This window comes from Streptococcus oralis, from assembly GCF_003944215.1.
In the GTDB taxonomy this organism is placed as follows: domain Bacteria; phylum Bacillota; class Bacilli; order Lactobacillales; family Streptococcaceae; genus Streptococcus; species Streptococcus oralis_BI.
The window spans coordinates 1-13,086 of record NZ_RJVZ01000004.1 but is presented as its reverse complement, the minus strand read 5'-3'; the positions used below and the strand labels follow the sequence as shown (position 1 = coordinate 13,086).

General features: G+C 42.6%; 17 protein-coding genes, 1 pseudogene and 1 other annotated feature. Of the genes and pseudogenes, 15 read left to right on the top strand and 3 right to left on the bottom strand.

Features of this window, described 5'->3' with window-relative positions:
* Position 1: 1 nt before the first annotated feature.
* Positions 2-1,084 carry a DEAD/DEAH box helicase gene (locus D8804_RS03070; protein WP_125398789.1) on the bottom strand — a complete coding sequence of 361 codons (1,083 nt, stop codon included), beginning with the start codon at positions 1,082-1,084 and terminating at the stop codon, positions 2-4.
* Positions 1,081-2,058, bottom strand: a complete 978-nt coding sequence (locus D8804_RS03065; protein WP_125398788.1) for a Gfo/Idh/MocA family protein — start codon at positions 2,056-2,058, stop codon at positions 1,081-1,083. The genes D8804_RS03070 and D8804_RS03065 overlap by 4 nt, the downstream gene beginning before the upstream one ends.
* A 155-nt stretch (positions 2,059-2,213) precedes the next feature.
* Here D8804_RS03065 and D8804_RS03060 point away from each other — a divergent pair, with 155 nt between their 5' ends.
* The 4 genes from D8804_RS03060 (at position 2,214) to rpmA (ending at position 4,070) form a co-directional block, all read left to right on the top strand.
* A complete protein-coding gene (locus tag D8804_RS03060) occupies positions 2,214-2,900 on the top strand; it encodes a YoaK family protein (RefSeq protein ID WP_001238356.1) in 687 nt (228 codons plus the stop codon).
* Positions 2,901-2,964: 64 nt separating this feature from the next.
* Positions 2,965-3,052: a sequence feature (ribosomal protein L21 leader region), on the top strand.
* 33 nt (positions 3,053-3,085) lie between these two features.
* Complete coding sequence (rplU, locus tag D8804_RS03055; RefSeq protein ID WP_000109141.1) at positions 3,086-3,400, top strand: 50S ribosomal protein L21; 315 nt, start codon at positions 3,086-3,088, stop codon at positions 3,398-3,400.
* A 15-nt stretch (positions 3,401-3,415) separates the two neighbouring features.
* Positions 3,416-3,760 (top strand): ribosomal-processing cysteine protease Prp, encoded by a 345-nt coding sequence (locus D8804_RS03050; RefSeq protein ID WP_000613697.1) that lies wholly within the window; start codon positions 3,416-3,418, stop codon positions 3,758-3,760.
* A 16-nt stretch (positions 3,761-3,776) separates the two neighbouring features.
* Entirely contained in the window at positions 3,777-4,070 is a 294-nt protein-coding gene (rpmA, locus tag D8804_RS03045) for a 50S ribosomal protein L27 (RefSeq protein WP_000916509.1), read from the top strand.
* Positions 4,071-4,234: 164 nt separating this feature from the next.
* Here the strand turns inward: rpmA and D8804_RS10190 are convergent.
* Positions 4,235-4,306: pseudogene (locus tag D8804_RS10190) on the bottom strand (AraC family transcriptional regulator); the annotation flags it as partial.
* Between D8804_RS10190 and D8804_RS03040 the strand changes: the two are divergent.
* The 11 genes from D8804_RS03040 to D8804_RS02990 form a co-directional block, all read left to right on the top strand.
* On the top strand, positions 4,299-5,207 hold the full coding sequence (locus D8804_RS03040; RefSeq protein WP_125398787.1) for a LysR family transcriptional regulator: 909 nt from the start codon (positions 4,299-4,301) through the stop codon (positions 5,205-5,207). The pseudogene D8804_RS10190 and the gene D8804_RS03040 sit on opposite strands and share 8 nt — an antisense overlap.
* Positions 5,204-5,671: a signal peptidase II gene (lspA, locus tag D8804_RS03035; RefSeq protein ID WP_125398786.1), complete on the top strand. Its 468-nt coding sequence runs from the start codon at positions 5,204-5,206 to the stop codon at positions 5,669-5,671. The genes D8804_RS03040 and lspA overlap by 4 nt, the downstream gene beginning before the upstream one ends.
* Positions 5,655-6,554 carry an RluA family pseudouridine synthase gene (locus tag D8804_RS03030; RefSeq protein WP_125398785.1) on the top strand — a complete coding sequence of 300 codons (900 nt, stop codon included), beginning with the start codon at positions 5,655-5,657 and terminating at the stop codon, positions 6,552-6,554. Before lspA ends, D8804_RS03030 begins: the two co-directional genes overlap by 17 nt.
* 100 nt (positions 6,555-6,654) lie before the next feature.
* Positions 6,655-7,764: a glutamate 5-kinase gene (proB, locus tag D8804_RS03025; protein ID WP_221762906.1), complete on the top strand. Its 1,110-nt coding sequence runs from the start codon at positions 6,655-6,657 to the stop codon at positions 7,762-7,764.
* Positions 7,765-7,773: 9 nt separating this feature from the next.
* Positions 7,774-9,036, top strand: a complete 1,263-nt coding sequence (locus D8804_RS03020; protein ID WP_125398783.1) for a glutamate-5-semialdehyde dehydrogenase — start codon at positions 7,774-7,776, stop codon at positions 9,034-9,036.
* A gap of 3 nt (positions 9,037-9,039) precedes the next feature.
* Positions 9,040-9,837 carry a pyrroline-5-carboxylate reductase gene (proC, locus tag D8804_RS03015; RefSeq protein ID WP_125398782.1) on the top strand — a complete coding sequence of 266 codons (798 nt, stop codon included), beginning with the start codon at positions 9,040-9,042 and terminating at the stop codon, positions 9,835-9,837.
* Positions 9,838-9,954: 117 nt separating this feature from the next.
* Positions 9,955-10,593, top strand: a complete 639-nt coding sequence (tmk, locus tag D8804_RS03010; RefSeq protein ID WP_125398781.1) for a dTMP kinase — start codon at positions 9,955-9,957, stop codon at positions 10,591-10,593.
* The gene (locus D8804_RS03005; protein WP_125398780.1) at positions 10,590-11,480 is read left to right on the top strand and encodes a DNA polymerase III subunit delta'; all 891 of its coding nucleotides are present in this window, start codon (positions 10,590-10,592) and stop codon (positions 11,478-11,480) included. The genes tmk and D8804_RS03005 overlap by 4 nt, the downstream gene beginning before the upstream one ends.
* A 36-nt stretch (positions 11,481-11,516) precedes the next feature.
* Positions 11,517-11,834 carry a DNA replication initiation control protein YabA gene (yabA, locus tag D8804_RS03000; protein ID WP_000358229.1) on the top strand — a complete coding sequence of 106 codons (318 nt, stop codon included), beginning with the start codon at positions 11,517-11,519 and terminating at the stop codon, positions 11,832-11,834.
* A gap of 2 nt (positions 11,835-11,836) precedes the next feature.
* Positions 11,837-12,706: a 16S rRNA (cytidine(1402)-2'-O)-methyltransferase gene (gene rsmI, locus D8804_RS02995; RefSeq protein WP_125398779.1), complete on the top strand. Its 870-nt coding sequence runs from the start codon at positions 11,837-11,839 to the stop codon at positions 12,704-12,706.
* 219 nt (positions 12,707-12,925) lie between these two features.
* Positions 12,926-13,086, top strand: a 161-nt coding sequence (locus tag D8804_RS02990) for a DNA cytosine methyltransferase (protein ID WP_142999707.1), incomplete at its 3' end; no start/stop codon positions are given.

Here is a 13,086-nt window from a genome sequence, read left to right as displayed (position 1 = left end):
CTTATTTGATATAGAGTTCTTGATTTTTTAGAACAATTTCACGCACACTTGCGAATTTCTTGAGTTTTTTAAGTTCTTCAGGATGGGTTACGAGAGTGACAACATAGCCCTCTTTGCCCATGCGGCCTGTACGGCCAGCGCGGTGAGTGTATGTTTCCATGTCTCTAGGAATATCAAAATTTATGACACATTCTAGGCTATCGATATCAATTCCACGAGCCAGAAGGTCAGTTGCAAGGAGCAGGGTTAGTTGCTTGTCTTTAAACTTTTCTAAGATGACTTTTCGAAATTTAACATTGACATCGCTAGCGAGGGAAACAGCCAAGATATCGCGATACTGTAGTTTTTCCTCCGCACTTCCAAGATCTGACAAGCTGTTAAAGAAGACCAGGCCACGGAAATCCTCTACATGAGCTAGTTTTCGTAGCATATCCACTCGGTGACGTTGGTCTACCTGCATGTAGAAATGTTGGATGTTGTCCAGTTTTTGATCAGAGAGATCAATGGTGCGCGTGTTTGGTGCAATCTTATCTTGGTCAAACTTGGTCGTCGCACTCATGTAGATGAGTTGATGGTCACGAGGTGCATAGTGAGTGATTTTTTCGACAAAGTGAATCTGAGAATCATCGAGCAATTGGTCAAATTCATCCAGAATGATGGTTTCCACATTCATCATCTTGATTTTTTTCAATTTAATCAACTCAAAGATACGGCCAGGAGTTCCAATGAGAATTTCTGGTCCCTTTTTAAGGCGTTCAATCTGGCGTTTCTGACTTGAACCTGATAAGAAGAGCTGAGCAGTCAAACCGATAGCTTCTGCCCACGCTTTACACACGTCAAAAATCTGTCCAGCAAGCTCTGTATTTGGTGCTAAAATCAAGAGTTGCTGAGCTTTTTTCTTTTGTAGTCTGAGAAGACTTGGCAGGAGGTAAGCGAGGGTCTTACCAGTTCCTGTTGGGCTTACTCCCAGGAGGTTTTCTCCAGCAAGAATGGGTTCAAATAGTTGAGTTTGAATGGGGGTAAATTCTTGGAAACCGAGTTGGTCGCTCAGTTCTTGCCATTCAGTGGGTAATTTAGTTTTCATCTTTCTGCCTCAAATCTAATGCCAGCAGTCTGGCGCATGGTATAGAGTAAATCATGAACAGAGCTTGCATCATCCAGCCAGTTCTGGTAAAGTTTCTGGTCTGGTTGCTGGATCATGTGTGCAAATGCAGCAACTTCCTCAGTCATTGTATGGGGAGCCTGTTGGATAGGGAGTTGAACTTGATTTCCTTGGTGGTTAGTAAAAATAGCTGAGCGGACATGTTCAATCGTGTTGAGGGTCAAGGTTCCATCTGCTGTGTAAATCTCACAAGGAAGATTGGAAGTGATGTTTTTCCCAGCTTTGATATGAACTTGAAAGTTAGGGTAGAAGAGGATACCGTCTCCATTTAGGTCAATGCTATTGTCAAGCTGTTGAGCTTGATAAGTCGCGTCATTAGCTTTTCCAAAAAGACGAACGGCAGCATAGAGAGGATAAATCCCCAAATCCATAAGGGCTCCGCCAGCAAAACGATCTGAAAAGACATTAGGCGTCTGTCCCGCCAACAAGTCAGGCATCTTGGAAGAATACTTGGCATAGTTGAAATCAGCTCCTAAGATTTGCTTGTCTGCTAAAAAGTTTTTGATAGTAGTAAAGGATTTCTCGTGGTAATTACGAGCTGCCTCAAAGATAAAACAGTGATTTTTCTCAGCTGTCTGTCTCAAATCCAGCCACTCTTGTGGCTGAGTGACAGCTGGCTTTTCAAGAATGACGTGCTTACCAGCAGACAAGGCAGCCTTGGCTTGAACAAAATGCAAGGAGTTTGGACTGGCGATATAGACTACATCAAAGGAAGACTTAAAGAAGTCTTCTAATTGATCAAAGAGTTGGATATCCTGATACTGAGAAGCAAAGGTTGCAGCAGTTTCTAGTTTTCTAGAATAGACTGCAACCAGCTGGTATTCTCCACTAGCATGGGCTGCTTCTATGAAATGATGGGTAATAGTACCTGTTCCGATAACACCTAATTTAAGCATAAATACTCCTTTTCCGACTTCAAATCCTTCCTTCATTATAACATAGAAAAGAAGGACTATCCAACAGATGGTAAAAATTTTCAAATGGACCACGCATTTCTTGGAGAAAGTGGTACAATATTTAGATAAGTAGATGAAATGAGAAGGGGGAGAAAATGAGATTATTACCAATAAGAAAAATATCACGTCAGTCTAAGAGACTAGCGCTTTTTTTGACTTTTTGTGCAGGATATGTAGATGCCTATACCTTTATCGTGCGAGGAAATACCCTTGTTGCTGGACAAACTGGGAATGTCGTCTTTCTTTCTGTAGGACTCATTCAGCAGAATGTCTCGGATGCCAGTGCCAAAGTAATGACCTTGTTTTCCTTTATGATGGGTGTCTTTTTTCTGACATTGTATAAAGAAAAACTACGAATAGTAAAAAAGCCGATTTTGTCCTTGATTCCACTCGCAATCCTGTCCTTAATTATAGGTTTTGTGCCGCAAACTGTTGATAATATCTATCTCGTACCGCCATTGGCCTTCTGTATGGGACTGGTGACAACTGCTTTTGGAGAAGTGTCAGGTATTGCCTATAATAATGCTTTTATGACAGGGAATATCAAACGAACCATGTTAGCTTTTGGGGATTATTTTCGGACCAAACATACGCCTTTCCTACGAGAGGGCTTGATTTTTGTTAGCTTGCTTAGCAGTTTTGTCTTTGGAGTCATTTTTTCGGCTTATCTGACGATTTACTATCAGGAGAAGACAATTTTAGGTATTCCCCTGATGATGAGTATCTTTTACTTCAGCATGCTTTTTGCTTCTTGGAGAAAAAAAGGGAAAGAAAAAGCTTAAATTTGATTGATTTTACTTGTAAGAAAAAAGAAGATATGCTATACTTGAAGAGTTGACTATGCACAATCCTGTGCAACCGCACGAACATCGTTGCTCACTCTGTGATATAGAAGTGGTTCGTCCCACGATGCTAGGCGAGTCTTCACAAAAATACGGGGAAACCTAAAAATCATAGGAGGTGCATAATGAGCACATACGCAATTATCAAAACTGGCGGAAAACAAGTTAAAGTTGAAGTTGGTCAAGCAGTTTACGTTGAAAAATTGAACGTTGAAGCTGGTCAAGAAGTTACTTTTAACGAAGTTGTTCTTGTTGGTGGTGAAAACACTGTTGTCGGAACTCCACTTGTTGCTGGAGCTACTGTAGTTGGAACTGTTGAAAAACAAGGAAAACAAAAGAAAGTTGTTACTTACAAGTACAAACCTAAAAAAGGTAGCCACCGTAAACAAGGTCACCGTCAACCATATACAAAAGTTGTCATCAACGCGATCAACGCTTAATTTTAAGGAGAACACATGATACAAGCAGTCTTTGAGAGAGCCGAAGATGGCGAGCTGAGGAGTGCGGAAATTACTGGACACGCCGAAAGTGGCGAATACGGCTTAGATGTCGTGTGTGCATCGGTTTCTACGCTTGCCATTAACTTTATCAATTCCATTGAGAAATTTGCAGGCTATGAACCAATCCTAGAATTAAACGAAGATGAAGGTGGCTATCTAAAGGTTGAAATACCAGCGGATCTTCCTTCGCACCAGAGAGAAATGACGCAGTTATTCTTCGAATCATTTTTCTTAGGTATGGCAAACTTATCGGAGAACTCTTCTGAGTTCGTCCAAACCAGAGTTATCACAGAAAACTAACACGGAGGAAAACATTATGTTAAAAATGACTCTTAACAACTTGCAACTTTTCGCCCACAAAAAAGGTGGAGGTTCTACATCAAACGGACGTGATTCACAAGCGAAACGTCTTGGAGCTAAAGCAGCCGATGGACAAACTGTAACAGGTGGATCAATCCTTTACCGTCAACGTGGTACACACATCTATCCAGGTGTAAACGTTGGACGTGGTGGAGACGATACTTTGTTCGCTAAAGTTGAAGGCGTAGTACGCTTTGAACGTAAAGGTCGCGATAAGAAACAAGTTTCTGTTTACCCAATCGCAAAATAAAAAGGTTCAGTGAACCTTTTTATCCCGAACCTTAAAATGAAAAGGTGAGGAAGCTAGAAGTAGCATTAAATAAGGCTTTCCGAGTTTTCGGAGAGCCTATTTTTTGTTTTGGTACCCATAATTCTTTGTTACTAGTGTAGATGAATTTTATGAGTGACATTATTTTTCCTAGGTTGAAAACTTCTAAAATATGGTATAATGAACAGATAGAGAAGTTGGGGGTAGAAGATGAATATTCAACAATTACGCTATGTTGTTGCTATTGCTAATAGCGGTACTTTCCGTGAAGCTGCTGAAAAGATGTATGTTAGTCAGCCGAGTCTGTCTATTTCTGTGCGCGATTTGGAAAAAGAGTTAGGCTTTAAAATTTTCCGTCGGACGAGTTCAGGAACGTTTTTGACACGTCGCGGTATGGAATTTTATGAGAAAGCGCAAGAATTGGTCAAAGGCTTTGATGTTTTTCAAAATCAGTATGCCAATCCTGAGGAAGAAAAGGATGAATTTTCCATTGCCAGCCAGCACTATGACTTCTTGCCACCAACCATTACGGCTTTTTCAGAGCGCCATCCTGATTATAAGAACTTTCGTATTTTTGAGTCTACTACAGTTCAAATTTTAGACGAAGTGGCCCAAGGACATAGTGAGATTGGGATTATCTACCTCAACAACCAAAATAAAAAGGGCATCATGCAACGAGTTGAAAAGCTTGGTTTAGAAGTTATTGAACTAATTCCTTTTCATACCCACATCTATCTGCGTGAAGGACATCCCTTGGCGGAAAAAGAAGAACTGGTCATGGAGGATTTAGCTGATTTACCAACAGTTCGCTTTACTCAGGAAAAGGATGAGTACCTATACTATTCAGAGAACTTTGTCGACACCAGCGCGAGCTCCCTGATGTTTAATGTGACGGACCGTGCTACTTTGAATGGTATTTTAGAGCGGACGGACGCCTATGCGACAGGGTCTGGATTTTTAGATAGTGACAGTGTCAATGGCATTACAGTCATTCGCCTCAAGGATAATCTAGATAACCGCATGGTCTATGTCAAACGGGAGGAAGTGGAGCTTAGTCAAGCTGGGACACTTTTTGTTGAGGTTATGCAAGAATATTTTGATCAAAAGAGGAAATCATGAAAAAAAGAGGAATAGTGGCAGTCATTATACTGCTTTTGATTGGGGTGGATCAGTTGGTCAAAAATTATGTTGTCCAACAGATTCCACTGGGTGAAGTGCGTTCGTGGATACCCAATCTTGTTAGCTTGACCTATCTGCAAAATAGAGGAGCAGCCTTCTCCATGCTGCAAGATCAGCAGTGGTTATTTGCTGGTATTACACTGATCGTCATGGCAGGTGCCATATGGTATCTACATAAACACATGGAGGACTCTCTCTGGCTGGTCTTTGGATTGACTCTAATTATTGCGGGAGGTCTTGGCAACTTTATCGACAGAATGAGTCAAGGTTTTGTGGTGGATATGTTTCACCTAGACTTTATCAACTTTGCGATTTTCAATGTGGCTGACAGTTATTTGACAGTTGGTGTCATTGTTCTATTGATTGCAATGCTTAAAGAGGAAATAAATGGAAATAAAAATTGAAAGAGGTGGGGTGCGCTTGGATAAGGCTCTGTCTGACCTGACAGAATTGTCACGCAGTCTCGCGAATGAACAAATCAAGGCTGGACAAGTTTTGGTTAATGGGCAAGCCAAGAAAGCAAAATACACTGTCCAAGAGGGTGATGTCGTCACTTATCATGTGCCAGAACCGGAGGTTTTAGAGTATGTGGCTGAGAATCTGCCACTCGAAATCATCTACCAAGATGAGGATGTAGCCGTTGTTAACAAACCGCAAGGTATGGTGGTTCATCCTAGCGCCGGTCATACTAGTGGAACCTTGGTCAATGCCCTCATGTACCATATAAAAGACTTGTCAGGAATCAATGGGGTTCTCCGCCCAGGAATCGTCCACCGCATTGACAAGGACACATCTGGTCTGCTCATGATTGCAAAAAATGATGAGGCCCACTTAGCACTTGCCCAAGAGCTAAAAGATAAGAAGTCTCTCCGTAAATACTGGGCAATTGTTCACGGCAATCTGCCAAATGATCGTGGTGTGATTGAAGCACCGATTGGTCGGAGCGAAAAAGACCGTAAGAAACAGGCTGTGGCTGCTAAAGGTAAGCCAGCTTTGACCCGTTTTCACGTCTTGGAACGCTTTGGAGATTATAGCTTAGTGGAGTTGCAACTGGAAACAGGACGTACCCACCAAATCCGTGTTCACATGGCTTATATAGGTCATCCAGTCGCTGGTGATGAGGTCTATGGTCCTCGAAAAACGCTGAAAGGACATGGACAATTCCTCCATGCTAAGACTCTAGGATTTACCCATCCGAGAACAGGTGAAACCTTGGAGTTCACAGCAGATATTCCAGAAATTTTTAAAGAAACGCTGGAAAGATTGCGTAAAACTGAGAATAGATAAAAGAGTTGAGATAGCTATCTCAACCTTTTTCATTTCAAGTCTTTTCTATTTTAAAGCATTCATGTTATAATGGATAAATATGAAGAATCGGAGTGAGAATATGAAGTACAAACGAATCGTCTTTAAGGTAGGGACCTCCTCCTTAACAAATGAAGACGGGAGTTTATCAAGAAGTAAAGTAAAGGCAATTACCCAACAATTAGCTATGTTGCATGAGGCTGGGCATGAGTTGATTTTAGTTTCATCTGGGGCTGTTGCCGCTGGATTTGGAGCTTTGGGTTTTAAAAAACGTCCGACAAAGATTGCAGATAAACAAGCTTCGGCTGCAGTAGGACAAGGTCTGCTCCTAGAAGAATACACAACCAACCTCCTCATGCGCCAAATCGTCTCTGCGCAAATCTTGCTGACACAGGATGATTTTGTAGATAAACGTCGCTATAAGAATGCCCATCAAGCCTTGTCTGTATTGCTTCATCGTGGGGCAATTCCCATCATCAATGAAAATGACAGTGTCGTCATTGATGAGCTCAAGGTTGGGGACAATGACACTCTGAGTGCCCAGGTAGCGGCGATGGTCCAAGCGGATCTTTTAGTTCTCTTGACAGATGTGGACGGTCTCTATACTGGAAATCCCAACTCAGATCCAACAGCCAAGCGCTTGGAGAAAATTGAGACTATCAATCGTGAGATTATTGATATGGCTGGTGGAGCAGGTTCGTCAAATGGTACTGGGGGTATGCTGACAAAAATAAAAGCTGCTACGATTGCGACGGAGTCAGGGGTACCAGTCTATATCTGCTCTTCCTTGAAATCAGATGCACTGATTGAGGCAGCTGAAGAAACTAGGGATGGTTCCTACTTTGTTGCGCAAGAGAAGGGACTTCGTACCCAGAAACAATGGCTGGCCTTCTATGCTCAAAGTCAGGGAACGATTTGGGTAGATGGTGGAGCTGCAGAGGCACTTTCAAAAAACGGGAAAAGTCTCCTTTTATCAGGCGTGGTAGAAGTGGAAGGAAACTTCTCTTACCACGATATTGTCACAGTGGCTGATAAAGAAACGGGTCAATCTCTTGGAAAGGGACGTGTCCAATTTGGCATCTCAGCCCTAGAAGATATGCTCCGTTCTCAAAAAGCTAAGGGAGTCTTGATTCACCGAGATGACTGGATTTCAATCACTCCTGAAATCCAGTTGCTCTTTACAGAATTTTAGAGGTGAACGATGGTAAGTACACAAGAACAATTTGAACAGGTACAGGCTGTTAAGAAATCAATCAATACTGCCAGTGAAGCAGTGAAAAACCAAGCCTTGCTAGCCATGGCTGATCATTTATTGGCAGCTACTAAGGAGATTTTAGCAGCCAATGCCCTCGATATGGAAGCGGCCAAAGGGAAAATCACAGATGTTATGCTAGACCGTCTTTATTTGGATACGGGACGTATAGAAGCGATGGCAAGAGGGATTCGTGAAGTGGTTGCTTTACCAGATCCTATTGGTGAAGTCCTAGAAACAAGTCATCTTGATAATGGCTTGGTTATTACTAAGAAGCGTGTGGCCATGGGGGTTATTGGTATTATCTACGAAAGCCGTCCAAATGTGACGTCTGATGCAGCTGCTTTGGCTCTTAAGAGTGGCAATGCGGTCGTTCTTCGTAGTGGTAAGGACGCCTACCAAACAGCTCATGCTATTGTCACAGCCTTGAAGAAGGGCTTGGAGACGACGTCCATTCACCCAGATGTGATTCAACTGGTGGAAGATACCAGTCGTGAAAGCAGCTATGCCATGATGAAGGCCAAGGGCTATCTAGACCTTCTCATTCCTCGTGGAGGTGCTGGCTTGATCAATGCTGTGGTTGAAAATGCTATCGTACCTGTTATCGAGACAGGAACTGGAATTGTTCATGTCTATGTGGATAAGGATGCTGATGAAGACAAGGCTCTGTCTATTATCAACAATGCTAAAACCAGTCGTCCTTCTGTCTGCAATGCCATGGAGGTCTTGTTGGTTCATGAAGACAAGGCAGGGGATTTCCTTCCTCGCTTGGAGCAAGTTCTGGTTACAAGTCGGAAAGAAGCTGGGCTGGAACCGATTCAATTCCGCTTGGATAGCAAAGCAAGTCAGTTTCTTTCAGGTCGAGCAGCTGAGGTCCAAGACTTTGACACTGAGTTTTTAGATTATATCCTTGCGGTTAAGGTTGTGAGTAGTTTAGAAGAAGCGGTTGCGCATATTGAAGTCCACAGTACCCATCATTCGGATGCCATTGTGACAGAAAATGCTGAATCTGCAGCCTACTTTACAAATCAAGTGGACTCTGCAGCAGTTTATGTCAATGCCTCAACGCGTTTCACTGATGGTGGGCAATTTGGTCTTGGATGTGAAATGGGGATTTCTACTCAGAAACTGCACGCGCGTGGTCCAATGGGCTTGAAGGAATTAACTAGCTACAAGTATGTGGTTACTGGTGACGGACAGATAAGGGAGTAAGAGATGAAGATTGGATTTATCGGTTTGGGGAATATGGGTTCTAGCTTGGCCAAGGCTGTTTTGCAGGTCAGGTCGGGTGCTCAGATTCTCCTTGCCAATCGTAGTCAAGCAAAAGTAGATGCTTTCATCACTAATTTCGGCGGTCAGGCTTCCAGTAATGAAGAAATTTTTGCAGAAGCAGATGTGATTTTTCTAGGAGTAAAGCCTGCTCAGTTCTCAGACTTACTTTCTCAATATCAGACTATCCTTGAAAAGAGAGAGAGTCTTCTTTTGATTTCCATGGCGGCTGGATTGACCTTGGAAAAACTGGCTAGTTTTCTGCCAAGTCAACACCGGATTGTTCGCATCATGCCCAATACTCCAGTGGCTATCGGACAAGGAGTGATTAGTTATGCCATGTCAGCAAACTGTCGTGCTGAGGACAGTGAACTCTTTTGTCAGCTTTTAGCCAAGGCTGGTCTCTTGGTTGAGATGGGAGATGGCTTAATCGATGCGGCGACAGGTCTCGCAGGTTGTGGACCAGCTTTTGTCTATCTCTTTATCGAGGCTTTGGCAGACGCGGGTGTACAGATAGGATTGCCACGAGAAACGGCTTTGAAAATGGCAGCCCAAACAGTAGTCGGCGCTGGACAAATGGTCCTCGAAAGTCAACAACATCCTGGAGTATTGAAAGACCAAGTTTGTAGCCCAGGAGGTTCGACTATCGCGGGTGTAGCAAGTCTGGAAGAACATGCCTTTAGAGGTACCGTCATGGACGCAGTTCAGCAAGCCTATAAACGAACACAAGAACTAGGTAAATAAGAGGTGGCTTTGACTGCCTCTTTTTCTGGTGTTTGAAATGAGAAGACACAAAAAGATTGTCACAAAAACCTATTTTTTTGATAGAATAGAAGGTAGAAAAAAAGAAATGAGTTAGACATGTCAAAAGGATTTTTAGTCTCTCTTGAGGGACCAGAGGGAGCAGGAAAGACCAGTGTTTTAGAGGCTCTGCTCCCAATTTTAGAGGAAAAAGGAGTAGAAGTGTTGACGACCCGTGAGCCAGGTGGAGTCTTGCTTGGGGAGAAAATTCGTCAAGTGATTTTGGATCCAAGTCATACTCAGATGGATCCTAAAACAGAGCTCCTTCTCTATATCGCCAGTCGCAGACAGCACTTGGTGGAAAAAGTTCTGCCTGCACTTGAAGCTGGCAAGCTGGTCATTATGGACCGCTTCATCGATAGTTCTGTTGCTTATCAGGGATTTGGCCGTGGCTTGGATATTGATGCCATTAATTGGCTCAATCACTTTGCGACAGATGGCCTCAAACCTGATTTGACACTTTATTTTGACATTGAGGTGGAAGAAGGGCTAGCTCGCATAGCAGCTAACAGTGATCGGGAGGTCAATCGTTTGGACTTGGAAGGCTTGGACTTGCATCAAAAAGTCCGCCAAGGCTACCTTTCTCTTCTAGAAAAAGAAGGAAGTCGTATTGCCAAGATTGATGCCAGTCTTCCTTTGGAGCAAGTTGTGGAAGCTACCAAGGCTGTCTTGTTTGACAGAATGGGCTTGGCAAAATGAAACAAGATCAACTAAAGGATTGGCAACCAGAGCAATTTGACCGCTTTGTCCGTATCCTAGAACAAGACCAGCTCAATCACGCCTATCTCTTTTCAGGTTTCTTTGGAAGCTTGGAAATGGCGCAGTTTTTGGCTAAGAGCCTCTTTTGTAGGGATAAAGTAGGCGTTTTACCATGTGAGAAATGTCGAAACTGCAAGCTGATTGAACAGGAAGAATTTCCCGATGTTACCTTGATTAAGCCAGTCAACCAGGTCATTAAGACAGAACGCATTCGGGAGTTGGTTGGTCAGTTTTCTCAAGCAGGGATTGAAAGCCAGCAACAGGTCTTTATTATCGAGCAGGCGGAAAAAATGCATCCCAACGCAGCCAATTCTCTGCTCAAGGTCATCGAAGAACCTCAGAGTGAGGTTTACATTTTCTTCTTAACCAGTGATGAGGAAAAGATTTTACCGACCATCCGTAGTCGGACGCAGATTTTCCACTTTAAAAAGCAGGAAGAAAAGCTCATCCATCAATTAGAACAAGCAGGTCTGGTCAAGAAAAAAGCGACTCTCTTAGCTCAGTTTTGTCAATCACGAGCTGAAGCAGAAAAGTTGGCAAATCAGGCCAGTTTTTGGACCTTGATGGATGAGAGTGAGCGCCTGCTAACCTGGTTATTAGCTAAGAAAAAAGAAAGTTATTTGCAAGTTGCGAAATTAGCTAGCTTGGCAGATGACAAGGAAAAACAAGATCAGGTCTTGCGAATCCTCGAAGTCCTCTGTGGACAGGATCTCTTGCAAGCAAGGATTCGACAGATTTTACAAGATTTACTAGAAGCTAGAAAAATGTGGCAGGCTAATGTCAGCTTTCAAAATGCCATGGAATATCTGGTCTTGAAAGAAATGTAAACTCAATTAAGAATAAAGAAAGGAAAGGGCTGGTTTATGGACAAGAAAGAATTATTTGATGCGCTGGATGATTTCTCCCAACAGTTATTGGTGACCTTAGCCGATGTGGAAGCCATCAAGAAAAATCTCAAGAGCCTGGTAGAGGAAAATACAGCTCTTCGCTTGGAAAACAGTAAGTTGCGTGAACGCTTGGGCGAGGTAGAAGCAGATACACCTGTCAAGGCCAAGCATGTTCGTGAAAGCGTGCGTCGAATCTATAAAGACGGTTTTCACGTATGTAATGATTTTTATGGACAACGCCGAGAGCAGGACGAGGAATGTATGTTCTGTGATGAGTTGTTATACAGGGAGTAAGCATGCAGATTCAAAAAAGTTTTAAGGGGCAAACTCCCTATGGCAAGCTGTACCTAGTAGCAACGCCGATTGGCAATCTAGATGATATGACCTTTCGTGCCATCCAGACTTTGAAAGAGGTGGATTGGATTGCGGCTGAGGACACGCGCAATACAGGTCTCTTACTCAAGCATTTTGACATTCAGACCAAACAGATCAGTTTTCACGAGCACAATGCCAAGGAAAAGATTCCTGACTTGATTAGTTTTCTGAAAGCAGGACAAAGTATTGCTCAGGTCTCCGATGCGGGTCTGCCTAGCATCTCGGACCCTGGGCATGATTTGGTCAAGGCAGCGATTGAGGAAGAGATTGCAGTTGTCACAGTTCCGGGTGCCTCTGCAGGGATTTCTGCCTTGATTGCCAGTGGTTTAGCGCCACAGCCACATATCTTTTACGGTTTCTTACCGAGAAAATCAGGCCAGCAAAAGCAATTTTTTCAAGCCAAAAAAGAGTATCCAGAAACTCAGATTTTCTACGAATCTCCTCATCGTGTAGCGGATACGCTGGAAAATATGCTAGAAGTCTATGGTGACCGCTCGGTAGTCTTGGTCAGGGAATTGACTAAAATCTATGAAGAATACCAACGAGGTACCATCTCTGAGTTATTAGAAAACATCGCTGAAACGCCACTCAAGGGCGAGTGCCTTCTCATCGTTGAAGGTGCCAGTCAGGATGTAGAGGAAAAGAACGAGGAGGACTTGTTTTCAGAAATCCAAGCGCGAATCCAGCAAGGTATGAAGAAAAATCAAGCCATAAAAGAAGTTGCAAAACTCTACCAGTGGAATAAAAGCCAGCTTTACGCTGCCTACCATGATTGGGAAGAGAAACAATAAAGGGAGGCAGAGTGTAGTAATTCTGTCTATTTCTGTTTAACTTGATTAGTGATGATAATCTTCGGAGTCTAAACCATATAATTGATTGAATAGTGAATAAATAAAAGCGATATTCATTCAGTTTACATTAAGTATTATATGATGTAATCTATGTAGAAGTATTTTTAAGTAAGCAGTATGGTATAATTATATATGAGAAAATAGTGTGGAGTTTATCAGTTGAAAAAATATAACATTGTAGATTTATTTTCAGGAGCAGGCGGTCTATCTTATGGATTCGAGATGGCTAGATTTAATGTTCTATTAGGAATTGATAATGACGAAAAAGCCTTAGAAACCTTTCAAAAAAATCATCAGAATTCAGAAATATTATGTGGAGA